Annotated in this window: 17 protein-coding genes; 15 read left to right on the forward strand and 2 right to left on the reverse strand. The window is 63.3% G+C overall.

From position 1 onward, the window contains the following. Nucleotides 1-20 precede the first annotated feature (20 nt). From Q0094_RS01495 to Q0094_RS01540, 10 genes are read left to right on the forward strand one after another with little or no spacing between them, the layout of a single operon-like run. A complete protein-coding gene (locus tag Q0094_RS01495) occupies nt 21-1,007 on the forward strand; it encodes an ABC transporter permease (protein ID WP_297614520.1) in 987 nt (328 codons plus the stop codon). Between the two features lies 1 nt (nt 1,008). Beyond that, nucleotides 1,009-1,935, forward strand: coding sequence for an ABC transporter permease (locus Q0094_RS01500; RefSeq protein ID WP_297614521.1), 927 nt, complete (start codon nt 1,009-1,011; stop codon nt 1,933-1,935). Nucleotides 1,936-1,939: 4 nt separating this feature from the next. Then, nucleotides 1,940-3,016 (forward strand): Gfo/Idh/MocA family oxidoreductase, encoded by a 1,077-nt coding sequence (locus tag Q0094_RS01505; protein ID WP_297614522.1) that lies wholly within the window; start codon nt 1,940-1,942, stop codon nt 3,014-3,016. Further along, the gene (locus Q0094_RS01510; RefSeq protein WP_297614524.1) at nt 3,009-3,719 is read left to right on the forward strand and encodes an SDR family oxidoreductase; all 711 of its coding nucleotides are present in this window, start codon (nt 3,009-3,011) and stop codon (nt 3,717-3,719) included. Before Q0094_RS01505 ends, Q0094_RS01510 begins: the two co-directional genes overlap by 8 nt. After that, complete coding sequence (locus tag Q0094_RS01515) at nt 3,716-5,101, forward strand: M20/M25/M40 family metallo-hydrolase (protein ID WP_297614526.1); 1,386 nt, start codon at nt 3,716-3,718, stop codon at nt 5,099-5,101. Before Q0094_RS01510 ends, Q0094_RS01515 begins: the two co-directional genes overlap by 4 nt. A gap of 18 nt (nt 5,102-5,119) precedes the next feature. Beyond that, nucleotides 5,120-6,778 (forward strand): M14 family metallopeptidase, encoded by a 1,659-nt coding sequence (locus Q0094_RS01520; RefSeq protein WP_297614528.1) that lies wholly within the window; start codon nt 5,120-5,122, stop codon nt 6,776-6,778. Beyond that, on the forward strand, nt 6,775-7,476 hold the full coding sequence (locus Q0094_RS01525) for a creatininase family protein (protein WP_297614530.1): 702 nt from the start codon (nt 6,775-6,777) through the stop codon (nt 7,474-7,476). The genes Q0094_RS01520 and Q0094_RS01525 overlap by 4 nt, the downstream gene beginning before the upstream one ends. Further along, nucleotides 7,464-8,222, forward strand: a complete 759-nt coding sequence (locus Q0094_RS01530; RefSeq protein ID WP_297614532.1) for an SDR family oxidoreductase — start codon at nt 7,464-7,466, stop codon at nt 8,220-8,222. The genes Q0094_RS01525 and Q0094_RS01530 overlap by 13 nt, the downstream gene beginning before the upstream one ends. A 59-nt stretch (nt 8,223-8,281) precedes the next feature. Next, the gene (locus Q0094_RS01535) at nt 8,282-10,120 is read left to right on the forward strand and encodes an ABC transporter ATP-binding protein (protein ID WP_297614534.1); all 1,839 of its coding nucleotides are present in this window, start codon (nt 8,282-8,284) and stop codon (nt 10,118-10,120) included. Continuing rightward, nucleotides 10,117-11,970: an ABC transporter ATP-binding protein gene (locus tag Q0094_RS01540; RefSeq protein ID WP_297614536.1), complete on the forward strand. Its 1,854-nt coding sequence runs from the start codon at nt 10,117-10,119 to the stop codon at nt 11,968-11,970. Before Q0094_RS01535 ends, Q0094_RS01540 begins: the two co-directional genes overlap by 4 nt. A 68-nt stretch (nt 11,971-12,038) precedes the next feature. Here Q0094_RS01540 and Q0094_RS01545 read toward each other — a convergent pair whose 3' ends face one another. Next, nucleotides 12,039-12,254 (reverse strand): hypothetical protein, encoded by a 216-nt coding sequence (locus Q0094_RS01545; RefSeq protein ID WP_297614538.1) that lies wholly within the window; start codon nt 12,252-12,254, stop codon nt 12,039-12,041. Nucleotides 12,255-12,318: 64 nt separating this feature from the next. On the opposite strand from Q0094_RS01545, the gene Q0094_RS01550 reads away from it, so the two are divergent. Genes Q0094_RS01550 through Q0094_RS01565 form a run of 4 tightly spaced genes read left to right on the forward strand, consistent with a single transcriptional unit; the run spans nt 12,319 to nt 17,183 of the window. Beyond that, nucleotides 12,319-13,317, forward strand: coding sequence for a Gfo/Idh/MocA family oxidoreductase (locus Q0094_RS01550; protein ID WP_297614540.1), 999 nt, complete (start codon nt 12,319-12,321; stop codon nt 13,315-13,317). Nucleotides 13,318-13,320: 3 nt separating this feature from the next. Continuing rightward, entirely contained in the window at nt 13,321-14,892 is a 1,572-nt protein-coding gene (locus Q0094_RS01555; protein ID WP_297614542.1) for an acyl CoA:acetate/3-ketoacid CoA transferase, read from the forward strand. After that, nucleotides 14,889-15,656 carry an enoyl-CoA hydratase/isomerase family protein gene (locus Q0094_RS01560; protein WP_297614544.1) on the forward strand — a complete coding sequence of 256 codons (768 nt, stop codon included), beginning with the start codon at nt 14,889-14,891 and terminating at the stop codon, nt 15,654-15,656. Before Q0094_RS01555 ends, Q0094_RS01560 begins: the two co-directional genes overlap by 4 nt. Nucleotides 15,657-15,659: 3 nt before the next feature. Beyond that, the gene (locus Q0094_RS01565; protein ID WP_297614547.1) at nt 15,660-17,183 is read left to right on the forward strand and encodes an aldehyde dehydrogenase family protein; all 1,524 of its coding nucleotides are present in this window, start codon (nt 15,660-15,662) and stop codon (nt 17,181-17,183) included. A gap of 8 nt (nt 17,184-17,191) precedes the next feature. On the opposite strand, the gene Q0094_RS01570 is transcribed toward Q0094_RS01565, so the two are convergent. Continuing rightward, nucleotides 17,192-18,205, reverse strand: coding sequence for a LacI family transcriptional regulator (locus Q0094_RS01570; RefSeq protein ID WP_297614549.1), 1,014 nt, complete (start codon nt 18,203-18,205; stop codon nt 17,192-17,194). A 241-nt stretch (nt 18,206-18,446) separates the two neighbouring features. Here Q0094_RS01570 and Q0094_RS01575 point away from each other — a divergent pair, with 241 nt between their 5' ends. Further along, nucleotides 18,447-19,697: an ABC transporter substrate-binding protein gene (locus Q0094_RS01575; protein WP_297614551.1), complete on the forward strand. Its 1,251-nt coding sequence runs from the start codon at nt 18,447-18,449 to the stop codon at nt 19,695-19,697. The last annotated feature ends 99 nt before the right edge of the window (nt 19,698-19,796 follow it).

Genomic DNA, 19,796 nt, shown 5'->3' on the forward strand with positions numbered 1-19,796 from the left:
CCTTTCACCGGGGGATCGCCATGTGGACCTACATCCTGAGACGCCTGCTGCAGAGCGTGGTCGTGATCCTCGGGGTCACTTTGATCAGTTTCACGGCGCTCCAGATCGGCGGTGATCCCACCTATCTCTATGTCTCCGAACGCGCGACCGCCGAAGAAATCGAGATGGTTCGCCGCGCGCTGGGCTTTGACCAGCCGCTTTATGTTCAATACCTCACCTATATCGGCAATGTCTTTCAGGGCGATTTCGGCCGCTCCCTCAGCTACCGCCAGCCAGCGATCGACATCGTGCTGGGTGCGCTGCCGGCGACCATCGAGCTGACGCTTTTCGCCATCTTTCTTGCCATTTCCTTTGCCATTCCGCTGGGCATTGCGGCCGCGCTGAACCGCGGCACATCGGTGGATGGTGGCATCATGACCATGGCGATGTTCGGGCAATCGATCCCGGGTTTCTGGCTTGGCATCATGATGATCCTGTTCTTCGGGCTCTACTTGCGGTGGTTTCCGATTTCGGGCCATGTTCCTTTCCTTGCACCGCTGTTTGCGGGCGATTTTGCGACCGCCCTGCGCAACCTGCCGCAGGCGATCTATCACCTGATCTTGCCTGCGGTTGCGGTGGCCTTTTATTCGCTCAGCCGTAACGCCCGGCTTGTGCGGTCCTCGATGCTTGAGGTTCTGGGGCAGGACTATGTGCGCACGGCGCGCTCCAAGGGCCTGACAGAGCGCGCCGTTGTCATCCATCATGCGCTGCGCAACGCCTGGCTTCCCGTGGTCACGATGATCGGGCTTGAATTCGGTTTCCTGCTTGGGGGCGTCGTCGTGATCGAGACGGTGTTCAGCTATCCCGGCATCGGGCGTCTTGTCTTCAATGCCATCAACCAGCGCGATATTCCGGTGGTGCAGGCGGCCGTGATCCTTTTGTCGGGCATCTTCATCACGCTCAACCTTTTGGTTGATCTCATCTACGCGCGGCTTGATCCGCGGGTGAAACTCGCGGGGGGCAAGTGACATGACCGATATCGCGACCGATGGCCTTACGCGGCTCAGCGTGCAATCCGGGCCTCGCTGGCGTCGGGAGCTGGCCCGCGCGGGCCGCAGCATGGTCGCCGCCAGATGGCCGTTGCTGGCGCTTTTCATTCTGTTCGTCGTGGCCGTGGTCGCGATCTTCGGTCCGGCGTTCTCGCCGATGGACCCCAACCGGCAAAACATCATGCTCCGGCTGGCCGAACCCGGGGCCCCGGGCGCACGGGGTGCAATCCATTGGCTTGGCTCGGACGGGCTTGGGCGCGACGTGCTGTCCCGGCTGTTGTATGGCGCGCGCATCTCGCTGCTTGTCGGTATCTGCGCCATTCTGGTCGGGGGCACGATCGGCGTGGTCGCCGGGCTTGTCTCGGGCTATTTCGGGGGCTGGATCGACGACATCATCATGCGTCTGGGCGACATCCAGCTTGCCTTTCCGTTCATTCTGCTTGCCATCATGTTTCTTGTCGTTCTGGGGCCGGGGGTCGGGAACCTCATTCTCGTGCTGGGTATCGGGCAATGGGTGACCTATGCGCGGATTGTCCGGGCCCAGACCCTGTCCTTGCGCGAAAAGGAATTCGTCGAGGCCGCACGCGCGCTTGGCGACACCACCCCGTCGATCATCTTTCGCACGATCCTTCCCAATATCGTGGCCCCCTTGACGGTGATTGCGTCGTTCAACGTGGCCGCCGTGATCCTGTCGGAGGCGGCCTTGTCCTTTCTTGGCCTCGGCGTGCCGCCCGAGGTGCCCACATGGGGCTCGATGCTGGCCGAAAGCCGCGAGCAGTTGCTGGCCAACAAATGGTGGCTTGCCGTCTTTCCGGGCCTGGCAATTGTCGTGACGGTCTTGTCGTTCAACATTCTCGGCGACTGGTTGAGGGATTTCCTCGATCCGCGCCTCAAGGAACAGGGGTAAGCCCATGAAGGTCGGAATCATCGGAGCAAGCTTTGCGCGCGCCGCCTATCTGCCGGCATTGCGTCATGTCGCCGGGGCCGAGGTCGTGGCCATCGCGTCGGGGCGTTTGTCATCGGCCCGCGCCGCAGCAGAGGAATTCGGCGTTCCCCATGCCTATGACGACTGGCAAGACATGCTTGATCGGCACGCCTTTGATCTGGTCTGCATCGCGACACCCACCGTGCTTCATGCGCCGCAGGCGCTGGCGGCCATTGCAAAGGGCGCGCATGTGATCTGTGAAAAGCCCACCGCCATGGACGCGGCCGAGGCCAAGGCCATGTGGGTTGCCGCCGAGGCGGCGGGGCGTGTCCACATGATCGACCACGAGTTGCGCTTTAATCCCAATCGTGCCCGCATCGCCACGATGATCGCCGACGGCGATCTGGGGACGATCCGCCACGTCAACATCGCCAATATCGGCAATTCCTGGGCCGATCCGGCCGGGCGCCCCAAGGGCGATTGGTGGTCGGACGCAGCACAGGGCGGCGGGCGGCTTGGCGCCAATGGCAGCCATCAGGTGGACATGTTGCGCTTCTGGCTGGGTGAGGTGGCGCTTGTCACCGGCGCCGCGCCGGTGATGGTGCCCGCCCGCTTGGACAAGGCCACCGGTCAGGGCTGGACCGCCACCGCCGATGATGTTGCCTATTTCACGCTCAACATGGCCTCGGGCGCGCTGGCACAGGTGTTCATGTCGGGCGTGGCCGCCCACAACATCGGCAATCTGACACAGGTGTTCGGGTCCAAGGGCACCATCACGCTCGACAATGCCGATGAAAAGCTGTGGTTCGCCAAGGCTGGCCAAGGCTTCGAGGAGATCACGGTCGATGATCCCAATGCCCGCCTGCCGGGCCTGAACAAGGGGATCTGGAACGTCTCGGTTGTGGCCCTGATACAGGAAGCGGCCGCCGCCATTCGCGAAGGCCGCCCGCCTGCGCGCGGCGCCACCTTCCGCGACGGCTACCTCAATCAGCGGGTGCTCGATGCCGTCCGCCTCTCGGGCGCACAAGGCCGCAGCGTCAGCCCCGAGGATATCCATGCCTGACCTAACCGGAAAACGCATCCTCGTCACCGGTGCCGCGCAGGGGCTTGGTGCGGCCATCGCCCGGCACTGTGCGGGACATGGCGCCGACGTCTTGCTGATGGACCGCGACGCGCAAGGTCTGCGGGCCACAACTGCTGACTGCGCGCGCGCCCGTGCCGTGCAGGTGGACCTTTCGGATGCCGACGCAACCGCCCGCGCCATCGCCGATCTGGTCACGGCACCGGTTGACGTTCTTGTTCACAACGCCGCGATCTTGAAGGTGGAACCTGTGGAGGCCGTTACCCTCGCCACCTTTCAGGCAACCCTGAATGTGGGTCTTCAGGCGGGATTTCAGCTTACTCAGGCCCTTTGGCCCGCGATGCGCGCAAGGGGTGGCACGCTGATCTTCGTGTCGTCGCGGTCGGGGATCGAGGGGTTCCATTCCGAGACCGCCTATTGTGCCGCCAAGCACGCGCTCGAGGGGTTTTCCAAATGTCTGGCCATGGAGGGTGAAGCCCATGGCATCGCATCCCACACCATCACGCCGGGCATGGCGATGCATACGCCCATGTCCGAGACAAACTACACCCCAGAGCTGCGCGCGAAATGGGTTGATCCGATCCGCCTTGCCCCCGCTTTCGCCTGGCTTTCCGCCACCCCCCGGATGGCGCTGTCAGGTCAGCGCCTGAATGCCTGGGACCTCTCCATGGAGCACCCTGAATGACCACCGCCGCCCCCCCTTCGCCCCAGATGCAGGCCGTCTATGACTGGATCGACGCGCATGCGGATGAGTGCATCGCCGACCTTCAGGCCTTTGTGCAGCGACCCTCGATCAGCGCGCAGAACATCGGCTTGCGCGAGACGGCGGAATGGTTGCGCGACCTGATGCATCGCGACGGGCTGCCGGCCGAATTTCATGAACTCGATCAGGGGCCGCCGGTCGTGTTCGGTCACTTGCCTGCAAAGCGCCCGGCCAAGACGATCTTGTGCTACGCCCATTACGATGTGCAGCCCCCCGAACCCATCGAAGCCTGGACGCATGGTGGCCCGTGGTCGGGTGCTATTGTGGACGGCGTGCTTTATGGGCGGGGCGCCACCGACAACAAGTCGGGCGTTCTGGCCTTTACCAAGGCCGCGAAAGCCTTTCTTCAGGTGCGCGGCGAAGTGCCTGCGAACCTCAAGTTCCTGACCGAGGGCGAGGAAGAGATCGGCTCGCCCAATCTTGCGGCATGGGCTGAACGCAACAAGGAATTGCTGGCGGCCGACGGGATGCATTGCCTTGACGGGTCGGTGGAAACCGGAACCGACGTGCCCGATGTATCGCTCGGGCTGAAGTCGGTGCTTTTCGTCGAACTTGTCGCGCGCGGCGCCAAGACCGACATCCATTCGCTGAATTTTCCGCTGGTGCCTGCGCCGGTATGGGAACTGATCTGGGCGCTCAACACCATTCTCGACCGTGACCGCCGTATCTTGATCGAGGACTGGGCCGAAGGCATCTGGCAGCTGACCCCCGAGGACGAAGAGCAGGTGCAGGCCAAGGCCGCCCGCATCGATACGGCCGAAATGAAGCGCGAATGGGGGATCGAAGAATTTGTGCTGGGCCGTGACGGGGCCGACGCCGTGCGCGCCCGCGCCTATGAGCCGACAGCCAATATCCAAGGCATCATCGCAGGCTATACCGGCCCCGGCACCAAGACCATCGTGCCCAACGAGGCGCGCGCGCGACTTGATTTCCGGCTCATTCCCAACATGCAGCCCGATGCCGCGATCCGGAAAATCAAGGCGCATCTGGAAAAGCACGGGTTCGGCCATATCGAGGTGCGCGCCTTTGACGGGGCCGAACCGCCCTACAAGATCAGTGTGAAGGAAGACATCAGCCAGGCCATCATCGCCGCCGCGACCGAAGTTTACGGCGAATTGCCCGTGGTCAACGGCGTCTCTGCCGAAGGTGCAATCCTTCGGCATGTCTGGATCCCTTGCGTGCTGACGGGTTTTGCCAACCCCGGCGCCAATCTTCACGCCCCCGACGAGAACATCCACATCGACATGTATCTCAAGGGCATCAAATACGCCGCTGCCATCATGGAACATTTCGGGCGATCCTGACGCCCGCAGGAGCCCGCAATGCATATCGCCTTCGACACCTACCACGATTACGACGCCTTGACGGCCCATCTTCAGGCGCTGGCGGCAGCCTATCCGCGGCTTGCCACGCTGCGGTCCATCGCCAAATCCCACCGCGGCCGCGACGTCTGGGCGATGGAGATCACGAACCCCGATACCGGGCCGGGGTCTGACAAGCCCGCCTTTTATATCGATGCACAGATCCACGCCGAGGAACACGCCACCAGCGCCACCGCGCTTTACGCGATCCATCACCTCTTGACGCAGTATGGCACCGACGAAGAGGTGACGCGGCTGGTTGACCAACAGGTCTTTCACATCATTCCGCGCATCAACCCCGACGGCGCCGAATTCGCGCTCAAGGCGCCCTATCATCCATGGTGCGGAAACGGCCGCTTCCTGCCCGGAGAGGACAGGCTTGACGGCCTGATCCCGCAAGACATCGACGGCGACGGCTTCATCGTGAACATGCGCGTCCCCGACCCCCGTGGCGAGTGGAAGATCGACCCCGAAGAACCCGCGCTGATGATCCAGCGCGAGCCCGGCGAAGAGGGCGGTCAGTACTACCGCGTCTATCCCGAAGGCATGATCCGCGATTTTGACGGCGTGCATGTGAAGATCGTCCCCGGTCAGGACGGCAACATGAACCGCAACTTTCCGATCAACTGGTCGCCGCGCGAATACGGGGCGGGGGAATATCCGTTCTCGGAACCCGAGGCGATGGGGATGGGGCGGCTTATCCTCGACAACCCCAATATCTGCGGGATGTGCGCCTACCACACCCATGGCGGCATCATCTTGCGCCCCTCGATGATGAAATATGACGCCGAGATGAGCCCGCGCGACCTTACGCTTTACAAGGCCATCGGTGAGGTCGGCACGCGGCTGACGGGATATCCGGTCATCTCGACCTATGAGGAATTCACACCCGACAAATCCAAGGTCCGGCATGGCTCGCTCAAGGATTGGGTTTACGAGGAAATGGGGATCATCTGCTTCTCGACCGAGCTGTGGGATATCGAGACGGCGGCAGGGGTGGAAAAGAAGGGCTACTACAACCTCGGTCCGCGCAATGCCGAGGTGCAGCGGCAGTTGTACCGCTGGGTGGTGAAGAATGTGGGGACCAAGGGTTTTCGCGATTGGAAATCCTTTGATCACCCTCAGCTTGGCCCCGTCGAGATCGGCGGCATGGCCTATATCTGGAGCTATCGCAACCCGCCCGGGCATCTTCTGGAAGAGGTCTGCCGCAACAATGTCTTGTTCAACCTGCGTCATGCGGCCGCCGCGCCGCGCGTGGTGATCGATGATCTGGTGGTCGAGGCATTGGGCGCTGGGCTGTTCAAGGTTCAGGCCACGGTGTCAAACCACGGCTACCTGCCCACCAACCTTTCGGATGTGGCCATCCAGAAGGGCGTTGCACAGACCGTGACCTTGGGTGTCGACGGCGCCGAGGTGGTGATCAACCCCGCCACGGTCGATCTGGGCCATCTTGCGGGGCGCAACGAGCGGCGCTTTGAATGGTCACCCTGGGGGCAGCAATGGTCGGCGGTTGCCAAGCGCGCCGAATGGCTGGTGCGGGGCGCGGCGGGCGGGACGGTCACCGTCACCGCACGGTCGCAAAAGGGCGGGGCGCATCGGGTCACCGCGCAGCTTCCATGAAGATCGCCGACATGACCTGGGCCGATGTGGAGATCGCGGCGCGCCGCGATCCCCGCGCCGTGCTGCCGCTCGGGTCGACCGAACAGCACGCCCAGCTTTCCTTGTGCGTGGATGCGATCCTTGCCGAACGGGTCGCCGTCGAAGCAGCAGAACCATTGGGCGTGCCCGTCTACCCGGTCATGCCCTATGGTCTTGCGCCCTATTTCACCGCCTATCCGGGCACCGTGTCGCTGCGGGTCGAGACGCTGCTGGCGGTGGCGCGTGATGTGCTGGCCTCGATCCGCCGGGCGGGCTTTCGCCGTATCCTGATCGTCAATGGTCATGGTGGCAATGCCCCCGTGGGCGCACTTGCACAGGAGCTTATGGCCGATTGGCCCGACACGTCGATCCGGTTTCACAACTGGTGGAGCGCGCCGCGCACCTGGGCCATGGTCGAGGCGACGGGCCCCGCAAGCCATGCAAGCTGGATGGAGAATTTTCCCTGGACGCGGCTTTCCCATGCACCCGCGCCCGCGGGTGAAAAGCCGATGATCGATCCGGAAAGCCTGCGGGCGTCAAACCCCGCTCAGGCGCGGCGCGCGCTGGGCGATGGCAATTTTGGCGGCGCTTGGCAACGCGACGATGTGGTGACCGATGCGCTTTGGCGGACAGGGGTCGAAGAAACCCGCGCCGCACTGGAGGGGCCGTGGCCGCAATAGCACTGGCGGGTATCGCGGGGCGGCCTGCGCTTGTGACGGGTGTGGTGGGTGGTATCGGCCACGCCATCGCGCGGGCGCTGGCCGATGCCGGGGCCGAGGTGATCGTGACCGATCGTCCCGGCCCCGAGCTTGACGCGGCCGCCGCCGCCCTTGGTCTGCCGCATATTCCGGCCGATCTGGGCCGACGCGCGGATGTGGCCGCGCTGGAGGCGGCTTTGCCGCGTCCGCCCGCAATCCTCGTGACATCCGCAGGCGGCGTGCTGGGGCAGGTGGGCCGCCCGGTGGAGGAGGTCCCCGAGCAAGATTGGCGCGCGATTTTCGCGGCCAATGTCGACAGCGCCTTTTTTCTGGCCCAAGCGCTTGCGCCAGCCATGAAGGCAGATGGCTGGGGCCGGATCGTCACGATCAGTTCGGGCGCGGGCCTGCGCGCCAGCCTGACCGGCATTCAGGCCTATGCCGCATCCAAGCACGCGCTTGTCGGCCTTACCCGTCAGCTGGCGGCTGAATTCGGCCCCTTCGGGATCACCGTCAATTCCGTTGCCCCGGGGTTTGTCCTCTCCAACCCCGCAAGCCGTGCCCAGTGGGACAGCTACGGCGAGGCCGGACAGGCCGCGATCTTGTCGCGCATCAGCACCCGCCGCCTTGGCCGGCCCGAAGACATCGCCGCCGCTGCGGCGTTCTTGTGCTCTGACGCCGCAGCCTGGATCACCGGACAGATCCTGAGTGTCGACGGCGGACATGCTTGAGCCCGCATCCCGCGCCGTGCGATTGGCGCATGGCAATATCCAAGACTGAAAGCCCACCCGTGGTCCAGACAGCAACCGCCCGTCCCCCACTGCCCGCAGAACGGCTTGCACTGACCGATACGGTCAGCTGGCGCAAAGCTGTCGGCACGATGTGGCGGGTCATGCAGATCGGCCTCGAGACGCCGTGGCAAGTGACGATTGCGCTTTTGTCGACGCTTCTCGCGGCCATTTTCCAGCTCATGATCCCACAGCTTCTGGGTCGTGCGGTCGACCTTACGCAGGGCGTCGCAACCGGGGACCGGGCGGCGCAGGATGCGCTTTTGCTGACCGCGCTGGCCGTTTTGGGTGTCGCGATCCTGCGGGGCGTGTTCGCGACCTTTCAGAACTATTTCAGCGAGGCGGTGGGCCACCATACCGGCTACCGTTTACGCCTGTCCTACTATGACCGGATCCAGCACCTGAGCTTTGGTTTCCATGACAGTGTCCATTCCGGCGATCTTATCACGCTGGGCCTGCTTGATATCGAAGGCGCGCGGATGTTCTTTGCAACCGGCATCATCCGTTTCCTGCTCTTGTTCGTGCTGATCGGTTTTGGCGGCTGGTGGCTTTTGTCGATCGACCTTTGGCTTGGCCTTTTGGCGCTCAGCTTTGTGCCCTATGTCGGGTGGCGCTCGTCGCAATCGCAGCTTGAACTGCGCCAGACATGGCTTGATCTGCAGGAACGGCTATCGGTTCTCAGCCGGGTGATGGAGGAAAACCTCGCCGGCACGCGCATCGTGCGCGCCTTCAGTGCGCAAGACCACGAAATGCAAAAGTTCCGTGAGGCCTCGGTGCGCGCGCTCGATCTTGCGCATGAACGGGTGGATCTGCGGGTGAACAGCACCGCCGCCATGACGTTGTCGTTTCTGCTGGCGATGGGGGCGGTGTTGCTGGTGGGCGGGATCAAGGTGCGCACAGGCGAGATGACCGTGGGCACGCTGACCGCGTTTCTGACCTTCATGACGATCCTGCAGATGCCGGTCCGGCAACTGGGCATGCTGGTCAACTCGATTGCGCGCACCTCGACCTGCGGTGCGCGGGTGTTTGGGCTTCTGGATCTTGAGCCGTCGGTGGCCGATGTGCCCGGGGCCCGCGATCTGCGGATTGACGGCCCGGTGTTGCGATTTGAGGATGTGGGCTTTGCCTATCCCTCGGCCCGCGACACCCCTGTCTTGCGCAATCTGTCGTTTACCGCCGGGCGGGGCGAGATCATCGGCATCATCGGCCCCCCGGGCAGCGGCAAGACCACGGTGGCACAACTGATCCCCCGGTTCTACGACGTGACATCGGGCGCCATCACCATCGATGGGCAGGATCTGCGCGACGTCACGCTTGCCTCGCTGCGCCGTTCGGTCAAGGTCGTCAGTCAGGATGTCTTCATGTTCACGACCACGATGGAGAACAACATCGCCTATGGCGATCCCTGGGCCGAAGAGGACGCCATCGAAGGGTCAAGCGGCGATGCGCAGCTTCATGCCTATGTCGACACTCTGCCCGAACGCTACCGCACGGTCGTCGGCGAACGCGGCGCGTCCTTGTCAGGCGGGCAGCGGCAGCGGATGTCCATCGCACGCACGCTGCTGGTGGCACCGGAAATCCTTGTGTTCGACGATTCCACCGCCGCGATCGACGCCCGCACCGAGCGGCGTATCCTTGCCGCGATCCGCGCCGGGCGCGACCGGCGGATCACCATCCTTGTGGCGCATCGGCTCAGCACGCTCGCCGATGCCGATCGCATCCTTGTGCTGGAACAGGGCCGGATCGTGGAGCAGGGCAATCATGCCGAACTGATGGCGCTTGGGGGCCGCTACCGCAGCCTGCATGATCTTCAGAACCGTTCCTATGGTGACCGGCGATGAGCGGCGAGACCGAAGTCGAACGCCATGATGTGCGCGAAGATGGACGCCGCCCGCCGCGCGCCGTGGTCGGGTCGCACCGGGTCGAGGAAGAGATGTTCGGCCGGGTTTTCGACCCAAGGATCCTGCGCCGCATCTGGGTTTTCGTGCGCCCTTATCGGCGGCAGGTCCGGATTTCCGTCATCGCGGTTCTGGTCTTCACGCTGAGCCAGCTGTCAATCCCGATGATCATCCGCAATGCCTTTGACGTCGGCTTGGCCAAGGGTGCCTGGGGCGGCGCGCTTTACGCAGCCGTGGCCGCATTCGCCGCCGCCATCGCCACCAACTATGTCGCCAGCCTGGTTCAGGAACGCTCGGTGGGCAAGGTGGCCGAGAATGTTCTGTTCGACATCCGTGAAGCGATGTTTGGCCATCTTCAGCAGGTGTCTCAATCCTTCATGGACCGCACCGAAGTCGGGCGCCTCATGTCGCGCCTGCAAGGTGATGTGAACGCGATGCAGGAATTTCTCGAGACTTCGGTGATTTCGGTGGGCGATCTTGTTTTGCTGTTCGGGATCGTGGGTTGCATGCTCTGGCTTGACTGGCAGCTTGGGCTTTTGACGCTGTCTGTCCTGCCGGTTCTGTTTCTTGTTCGCATCGTGTGGCTGCCGCGCGCACGGGCCGCCTTTATCGCCGCGCATGAGACGAATTCGATCACCAATGGTGCGCTGGCCGAGGCGATCCATGGCGTGCGCACCGTTCAGGGGATGACCCGACAGACCGTCAACGCAAAGCTTTACGATGATATGGCGGGTGCAAATCTGCGCACGCATCTTGTTGCCGGGCGTTATGCGCAGGTGCTGGTCCCGGTGGTTGACACGCTGACCGGGCTGTCGATGGCGGTGGTGGTCGTTGTGGGCGGCGCGATGGTGCTGGATCGTACGCTTGATGTGGGCGTGATGGTGGCTTTCCTGTTCTTCATCCAGCGCTTTTTTGACCCTGTCCGGTCGCTGACCATGCAGTATTCCGTGATGCAACGCGCCATGGCCTCAGGGCAGCGCCTGACCGAGGTGCTGGATGTGCCCCTCAAGATTATCGATGCGCCAGACGCTGTCACGCTTCCCCAAGGCACCCCGGCCTCGGTCGAGTTCCGGGGTGTCCGCTTTGCCTATGTTCCCGGCCAGCCCGTCCTTGATGATGTGAGCTTCCGGGTGGAGCCGGGCCAGACCGTGGCACTTGTCGGCCCCACAGGTTCCGGCAAATCCAGCGTCATGGCGCTTTTGCATCGTTTCTACGACGTCACGGGGGGTGCCGTGATCGTCGGCGGGCACGATGTTCGACAGATCACCCGGGCCTCGCTGGGTCAGCAGATCGCCATGGTTCTGCAGGAGCCGTTCCTGTTTACCGGAACGGTCTTGGAAAACATCCGTTACAACAAAACAGACGCCACCGAAGATCAGGTGATCGCAGCGGCGCGGGCGGTGGGGGCGCATGGTTTCATCGAACGGCTGCCGCAGGGCTACGCGACAGAGTTGACCGAACGCGGCAGCAACCTGTCCATGGGCCAGCGCCAGCTTGTGAGCTTTGCCCGCGCGCTTGTCGCCGATGCGCCGATCTTGATCCTGGACGAAGCGACAGCAAGCATCGACAGCCATTCGGAACAAGACATTCAAAAGGCGCTCGGCGTGCTTCTCAATGGCCGCTCGGGGCTTGTGATCGCGCACCGCCTGGACACGATCCGCAATGCCGACCGCATCATCGTGCTCAACGCGGGCCGCGTGTGTGAAAGCGGAACGCACCAAGAGCTTTTGGCCTTGGGTGGGCAATACGCGGAGCTCTACCGCTCGGGGCATGCATCCTTTGACGACAGATAGCACAGGTTTTGTCACGCAACCTTGGCTGGTGCCCGGGTCGCGTTCCGCCTGGCCGTGGTGCTGCTGCACTATGTCAAGATAGCCCCATCGGGCGGCATTTTGCAGGCGGCTGTTGCCTGTGTTGCGGGGGCCGTGCGCAACCCGCCATCTGGCACGCGGGCAATGGCGCGCCGTGCCGCGTTGATCGAAATCAATTCAACATTCTGATATATATCATAATTTACAGAAACGCCATGATGGATTGTTTTGTTGACAACAAAATTGGAACGATCCAATAGTTTCATGAAGAGGTCAGGATCTGTGGCCCACGATTCGAGCGCGGATCATTTTCAAGGGGGAAATACTGTCATGCGGTGGGGGTTGATCGGCGCGAGCAATATCGCGGCAAATCACATGATCGGCGCCATTCGTGGCGCGGGCGGCGATATCCGATCGGTGCTGAGTTCATCGCCCCAGCGCGCCAAAACCTACGCCGCCGAACATGGCATCGCGCATGGATATGATGATCTGGCCACCATGCTGGCCGCTGACGATCTGGATGCGGTCTATATTTCGACCACCAATGAAAAGCATCTTGCCCAAGCCTTGGCGGCAATCGCGGCAGGCAAGCATGTGCTTTGCGAAAAGCCCTTGGCGATGTGCGTCGCCGATGCCGTAGCCATGGTGCAAGCGGCGGATGCGGCGGGTGTGGTGTTTGGAACCAACCATCATCTGCGCAATGCAGGCTCGCATCTGGCGATCCGCGCTGCTGTGCAGTCGGGCCGCATCGGCGAAGTGCTGAGCATGCGGGTGTTTCACGCGGTCTACCTGCCGCCGTTCCTGCATGGCTGGCGGCTCGACAATCCCGCCGCGGGTGGCGGCGTGATCGCTGATATCGCGGTCCATGACGCCGACACCGTGCGCTTCCATCTGGGCGAAGACCCGGTTTCCGTGGTCGCCATCGACGCGGAATCGGGTCTTGGTCAGGGGGTCGAGGATAGCTGCATGTCGGTCTGGTCCATGCCATCTGGCGCGATGGTCATGGCGCATGAAAGCTTTACTCACGCCCATGCTGAAACCGGGCTTGAGGTGCATGGCACCAAGGGGTCGATCATCGCGCGCAATGTCATGACGCAGCGCCCGGTGGGGCAGATCACCCTGCGAACACAAGCCGGCGAGGAAGCGATCACATTCTCCGATCACAATCTCTATGCCCGGGCGATGGATCACTTTCATGCCGCGATCTTGGGACAGGGGCGGCCATCGGCGGATGGTGTTGACGGGGTCAAATCGCTCGCTGTCGCGGCCGCCGTGGCGCAGGCCGCCAAGACCGGCCAGCGCAGCGTCGTCGATTACGGCGGGATCTGAGCCATGGGCAAGCACGTCACCGCCGCCGAGGCTGTCGCGCGAATTCCCGACGGGGCGGTTGTCACGGTCTCGTCCTCCTCTGCGCTGGGCTGCCCGGATGCGGTGCTGAAAGCCCTGGGCGAGCGGTTCCGGGCCGAGGGGCATCCGTGGGGCCTGACCACGCTGCACCCGATCGCGGCGGGCGACATGTATGGCGTCAAGGGCATCGACCATATCGCGCAAGATGGCCTGCTGTCGCGGGTGATCGCGGGCAGCTACCCATCCGGGCCATCGACCCTGCCCATGCCCGAGATCTGGCGCATGATCGTCGAAGATCGCATTGCCGCCTATAATGTGCCATCGGGCATCTTGTTTGACATGCACCGCGATGTTGCGGCGCGCCGGGCCGGTGTGCTGACCAAGGTCGGTCTCGACACCTTTGTCGATCCAATCCGCGAGGGCTGCGCGATGAACGCCAAGGGGGCCGCCGCCCCCATCGTCGGCCGCATCACATTCGGCGGACAGACATGGCTGCATTTCCCCAATATCGTGCCCAGCATTGCCATCATCCGTGCCACCACCGCCGATGAGCGCGGCAACCTGACTTATGAACATGAAGGGGCCTATCTGGGTGCGCTCGATCAGGCGATCGCGGTACGCAACCACGGCGGGCTGGTGATCGCGCAGGTCAAGCGCATGACGGCGGCGGGCAGCTTGCGGCCCCATGACGTGCATGTGCCGGGGCATCTGGTTGATCTGATCGTGGTGGCCCCGGACCAGAAGCAGACGACCGAAACCATTTATGATCCCGCCATCTCGGGCGAGATCATGCGCCCATGGGACAGTTTCGCCCTTGGCGAACACGGCGTCGAAAAAGTGATTGCGCGCCGCGCCGCGATGGAGCTGAAGCGCGGCCAGACCGCAAACCTTGGCTTTGGCATTTCCGCGATGGTGCCGCGGATCTTGCTGGAAGAAGGCCATGCGCAGGCCGTGACATGGGCCATCGAACAGGGTGCGGTTGGTGGCATGCCGCTGACCGGCTTTGCCTTTGGGTGCGCGTCAAACGCCGATGCCTTTGTGCCCTCTCCGGCGCAGTTCACCTATTTTCAGGGGGGCGGCTTTGATCAGACCTTCTTGTCATTCCTCGAGGTGGATGTGGCGGGGAATGTGAATGTCTCGAAGCTTGGCAAGAAACCCTATCTGACCGCCGGTTGTGGTGGTTTTGTGGATATCACGGCGCATGCGAGAAAGATCGTCTTTTCCGGCTTTTTCGAAGCCGGGGCCGAGCTTGATCTGTCGGATACGGGTCTGCGCGTCACCAAGCCCGGCAAATTCCCAAAGATGGTGGATGCGGTCGAACATGTCACCTTTTCGGGGGCCCGCGCGGTCGAGCAGGGGCAGCATGTGACCTATGTGACCGAGCGTTGCGTGATCCGCCTGACACCCAAGGGGTTGGTGGCGGTCGAAGTGATGCCGGGGATCGACCCTGAACGCGACATCGTGGCGGCCAGTGGCGGGCGCGTCAGCCTGGCCGAAAATGCCACTGCCATGCCGCTTGCGCTCTTGCGCGATCAGCCCATGGGCTGGGCACCATGAGCGCGGTTCACCTCAAGATCGATGGGGCCATTGCCCATATCGTGCTGGATAACCCCGCCAAGCTGAACGCCTTTACCCCCCAGATGCTGGTTCAGTTGGAGACGCATTGCGCCACGCTGGAGCAATCCGCCGATATCCGCGGCGTCATCTTGCGCGCCGAAGGGACGCGCGCCTTTTGTGCGGGTGCCGACATCACGGCATGGGCATCGCTATCGCCTTTTGATTTCGCGCGCCTTTGGGTGCGCGACGGGCATCGCGTTTTTGACCGCTTGGCGCGGCTGTCGAAACCCACCATCGCGGTGATCCATGCCCATGCCTTTGGCGGCGGGCTGGAATTGGCGGCCAGTTGCGATATCCGCGTCATGGCGTCTTGCGCGACACTTGCCCTTCCCGAGGCGCAGCTGGGCATCGTGCCGGGCTGGTCGGGCACGCAGCGGCTGGCGCGGCTTTTGCCCGAACCGGTGCTGAAAGACATGGCGCTGTTTGGTCGCCGCATCGATGCCACGCGCGCGCATGGTTTGGGCTTTGTGGCCGAGATCGCGGAGGATCCGCTGTCTGTGGCCGTGGCGATTGCCGATGGCGTTGCCAAATCTTCGCCCCGCGCGGTCGAGGTGGCAAAATATCTGATCCATGCAGCGGTGGGCGAAGATCGTTCGGCCATGATCGAGGCCTTGGGTGGCGGGATGATCGCAGCCAGCGCCGACAAGGCCGAAGGCGTGGCGGCCTTTGCCGCGAAACGCAAACCCGAATTTCCCGGAACCTGACCCATGCAAGACCTGACCGTGATCCCCGCCACCAACGCCGCCGGGTTGCCCGATGCGCCGCTGCGCTTGCGGCACTGGATCGGCGGGGCATGGGTGGACAGCGCCGATGGGGCCACAAGCCTGCGTGCATCGCCAGCCCATGGGGTGGCGGTGTCGGTCGCGGCCAAAGGCAGCCGGGCCGAGGCCTGTGCGGCGATTGCCGCCGCGCGCGCGGCCTTTGACGCAGGCGATTGGGCGCGCTCTTCGGGCAAGGATCGGGCCACGCTGCTGCTCAGGGTGGCCGATCTGATCGACCGCGACCGTGCCAGGATCGCCCGGCAGGAGGTGCTGGAATCTGGCAAGCCCATCACGCAAGCCATGGCCGAAATCGAAGGTGCGGCCGATATCTGGCGCTACGCCGCCGCTCTTGCCCGCACGATGCATGGCGACAGCCACAACAGCCTTGGTCCCGACATGCTGGGGCTTGTGCTCAAGGAACCGATCGGGGTCGTGTCGCTGATCACGCCGTGGAATTTTCCGTTTCTGATCATCTCGCAAAAGCTGCCCTTTGCGCTGGCGGCGGGTTGCACGGCGGTGGTCAAGCCCTCCGAGCTGACGCCGGGCACCACGGTGATGCTCGGGCAACTTCTGGAAGAAGCGGGGCTGCCGGCGGGTGTGTGCAATATCGTTCTGGGCTATGGCGATCCGGTCGGCGCGGTGCTGTCGTCGGATGCCCGTGTCGACATGGTCAGCTTTACCGGATCGACCGCCGTGGGCAAACGCATCACGGCCGCGGCAAGCGCCACGCTGAAAAAGGTCAGTCTTGAGCTGGGTGGCAAGAACCCGCAGGTGATCTTTGCCGATGCCGATCTGGAACAAGCGGCCGACGCCATCGCCTTTGGGGTCTATTTCAACGCGGGCGAATGTTGCAATTCGGGCAGCCGCATCATCGTGCATCAAGATGTGGCCGCTGCGCTGGTCGACAAGATCGTGGCCCTGAGCCGCCGTGTGCCCTTTGGCGACCCGCTCGACCCGCGCACGCAGGTTGGCGCGATCATCACCCCCGAGCATCTGGCCAAGATCGACGGCTATGTGCAAGCTGCGGTGGCCGCCGGCGCGCGGTTGGCCCTTGGGGGTGCCACGCTGGATGTGGGGGGGCTTGGCGCGCAATTCTACCAGCCCACCATCGTCACCGATGTGCGCCCCGACATGGCCATCGCGCGCGAAGAGGTATTCGGCCCGGTCTTGTCGGTGCTGACCTTTCGCACGGCATCCGAGGCGATCGCGCTTGCCAATGACGCGGCCTATGGGCTTTCGGCCGGGGTCTGGAGCCGCGATGTCTCTACCTGTCTTGATTTCGTGCGCAGGGTTCGGGCAGGCACGGTCTGGACCAACACATGGATGGATGGCTTTGCAGAACTGCCCTTTGGCGGGTTCAGGGAAAGCGGACAGGGCCGTGAATTGGGCCGCTACGGGCTTGAGGAATTTCTGGAACTCAAGACCGTGCAGATGCGTATCGGGGCAACGCGGGGGGCGTGGGTCGGATGACCAAGACCTTAGCCGCGCAAATCCTGTTGGGGTTGAAACAGGCGGTTCAACCGCTCTGGCGGCTCGCCATTCATGCGCCGCAAAAGCATTTCGGCCATGGCGCGGCCCGTGGCGCGCAGATCTTCGAACACGGTGTCGATGCGGGGGCGGATATTGTCAAAGATCGGCGAAGCGCGCTTGGCCACGATATCGGCATCCACCCCATGCACGGCCCCCGTATCGGTCAGCGTGGCCAGCGCCAGCAACGCCGTCACCTCACCCACGCAGACATAGCCATCGGGCGGGTGGGTCGTGCGACGCCCGCGCATCAATGCCGCCGCAATCTCGGGCGGGGGGCTGTCGAGCGTGACACCGGCAACGATCTCATGATCGATCCCGGCTTCGCGAACGGCCGACAAGAACCCATAGCGCAAATGCTGGGTAAAGGTGAACTGATCGCCCGGCAGCACAAGGCTGATCCGGCGGCGCCCCTTGGCGACCAAATGTCTGACCGCTTGGCGCGCAAAGGCTTCATTGTCGAAATCGACCCAAGGATGGGGTGTCGTGAATTCCGTCCGGCCGTGGCTGACAAAGGGGAAATCTGCCTCCATCAACAACCGGACGCGCGGGTCAAAGGCTTCGGTCCGGGTAAACAGAAGGCCGTCGGCAAGGTTGTTGCGCAAGATGGTGCGCACCGGCACCAGCCGATCTTCGCCGGGGTTGTCGGGCACCACGGTGACGGAATAGCCGGTGCCGGCCAGCACCTCGGTGATGCCCGACAGGAATTCCTGGGTGAACCCGAGAAATTCATGCTGGGTGTTGAGCAGCAAGCTGATCACCTGTGTGCGCCCGGTGCGCAGGCGGCGCGCGGCGCGGTCAGGCACATAGCCCAACCGCGTGGCCGCGGCAGAAACCGTTTCGCGGGTGCGCGCGGCGATTCGCGGATCACCCGCCAAAGCACGCGAAACCGTCGCAACGGCAAAGCCCGTCTCCTGCGACAGGGTGCGCAAGGTCGGCTTGTCGCCTTGGATATCGTCGCCCATTGCCGCGCGTCGCCCTTGGGTTGTGGTGCGGGCTATAGTGACCAAGTTTTCAAACGTTTCAATAGCCAAAAAGGCAGGAAATTTTTTTCTGCAACGGGGAAGAATCGGCATTTTCAAGCCGATTATGCCGAAAACTGTGGAATCAGCAGTTGCAATTTGGGGTTGACGCGACCCCAATTTATAACGTTTCAATTGCTGCAGGCCCGATAAGGGCGATGGTCAATCAGGGAGGAACCGAGACATGACCGTGATGAAGAAACTACACATGACTGCTGCCGTTCTGGCGTTGTCGACCACTGCGGTCGCAGCGCAAGAAGTTGAAGTGCTGCACTGGTGGACCTCCGGTGGCGAAGCTGCCGCCGTGGGCACATTGCGCGACACGCTGGCCGCGGGCGGCATCAGCTGGCTGGACATGCCCGTTGCAGGCGGCGGTGGCTCGGACGCCATGACCGTCTTGCGCGCGCGCGTCACCGCAGGCGACGCGCCGACCGCGGTGCAGATGCTTGGCTTCTCGATCCAGGACTGGGCCGCCGAAGGTGCTTTGGCCAACCTCGACGCGCTGGCCGCCGAACAGGGTTGGGCCGCTGTCGTGCCCGCGGCACTGCAGCGTTTCTCGACCTACAACGGAAGCTGGGTTGCCGCACCCGTCAACGTCCACTCGACCAACTGGGTCTGGGCCAACACCGCGCTGATGGCCGAGCTTGGCATCAGCCAGCCGACCTCTTGGGAAGAATTCGTGGCCGCGATGGAGACCGCAAAGGCCGCAGGCAAGACCGCGCTCGCGCATGGTGGTCAGGCATGGCAGGAAGCGACCATGTTCGACTCGATGGTGATGGGTGCCGGTGGCCCCGATTTCTATCAGGCCGCGATGGTCGATCTTGACCCCGCAGCGCTGGGTTCGGACACGATGGTCGAAGCCTTCAACCGCATGGCAACGCTGCGCGGCTTTGTTGACGACAACTTCTCGGGCCGTGACTGGAACCTTGCCACCGCAATGGTCATCAGCGGCGATGCGCTGTTCCAGATCATGGGTGACTGGGCCAAGGGCGAGTTCGTCAATGCCGGCATGACCGCTGGCAACGAGTTCACCTGTTTCCGCGTGCCCGGCACCGAAGGCACCGTGACCTTCAACTCTGACCAGTTTGCGATGTTCAACGTCACCGATCCTGCCGCGCAGCAAGCACAGCTTGCCATGGCATCGGCCGTGTTGAGCCCGGAATTCCAGGTGGCATTCAACCTGGTCAAGGGTTCGGTGCCCGCACGCACCGACATCCCGGCGGATCAGTTCGACATGTGTGGTCAGATGGGCATGGCACAATTGGCCGAAGCGGGCGCCTCGGGCGGTCTGTTCGGCTCGATGGCACATGGCCATGCCAACCCACCTTCGGTTCAGAATGCGATGTATGACGTGATCACCGCCCACTTCAACGGTGAATACGACGCGGCCACCGCTGCGGCCGAACTCGTCACCGCGGTCGAGATCGCTCAGTAATCTGCACCACCATGGCCGGCCCCGAGATCATCGGGGCCGGTCTTTTTTGTAGGGCCGGACAGGTCCAGGCCAGACACATCAAGACAGAAGGGGGGCGCC

The organism is uncultured Roseicyclus sp. (genome assembly GCF_937892565.1).
GTDB lineage: Bacteria > Pseudomonadota > Alphaproteobacteria > Rhodobacterales > Rhodobacteraceae > Roseicyclus.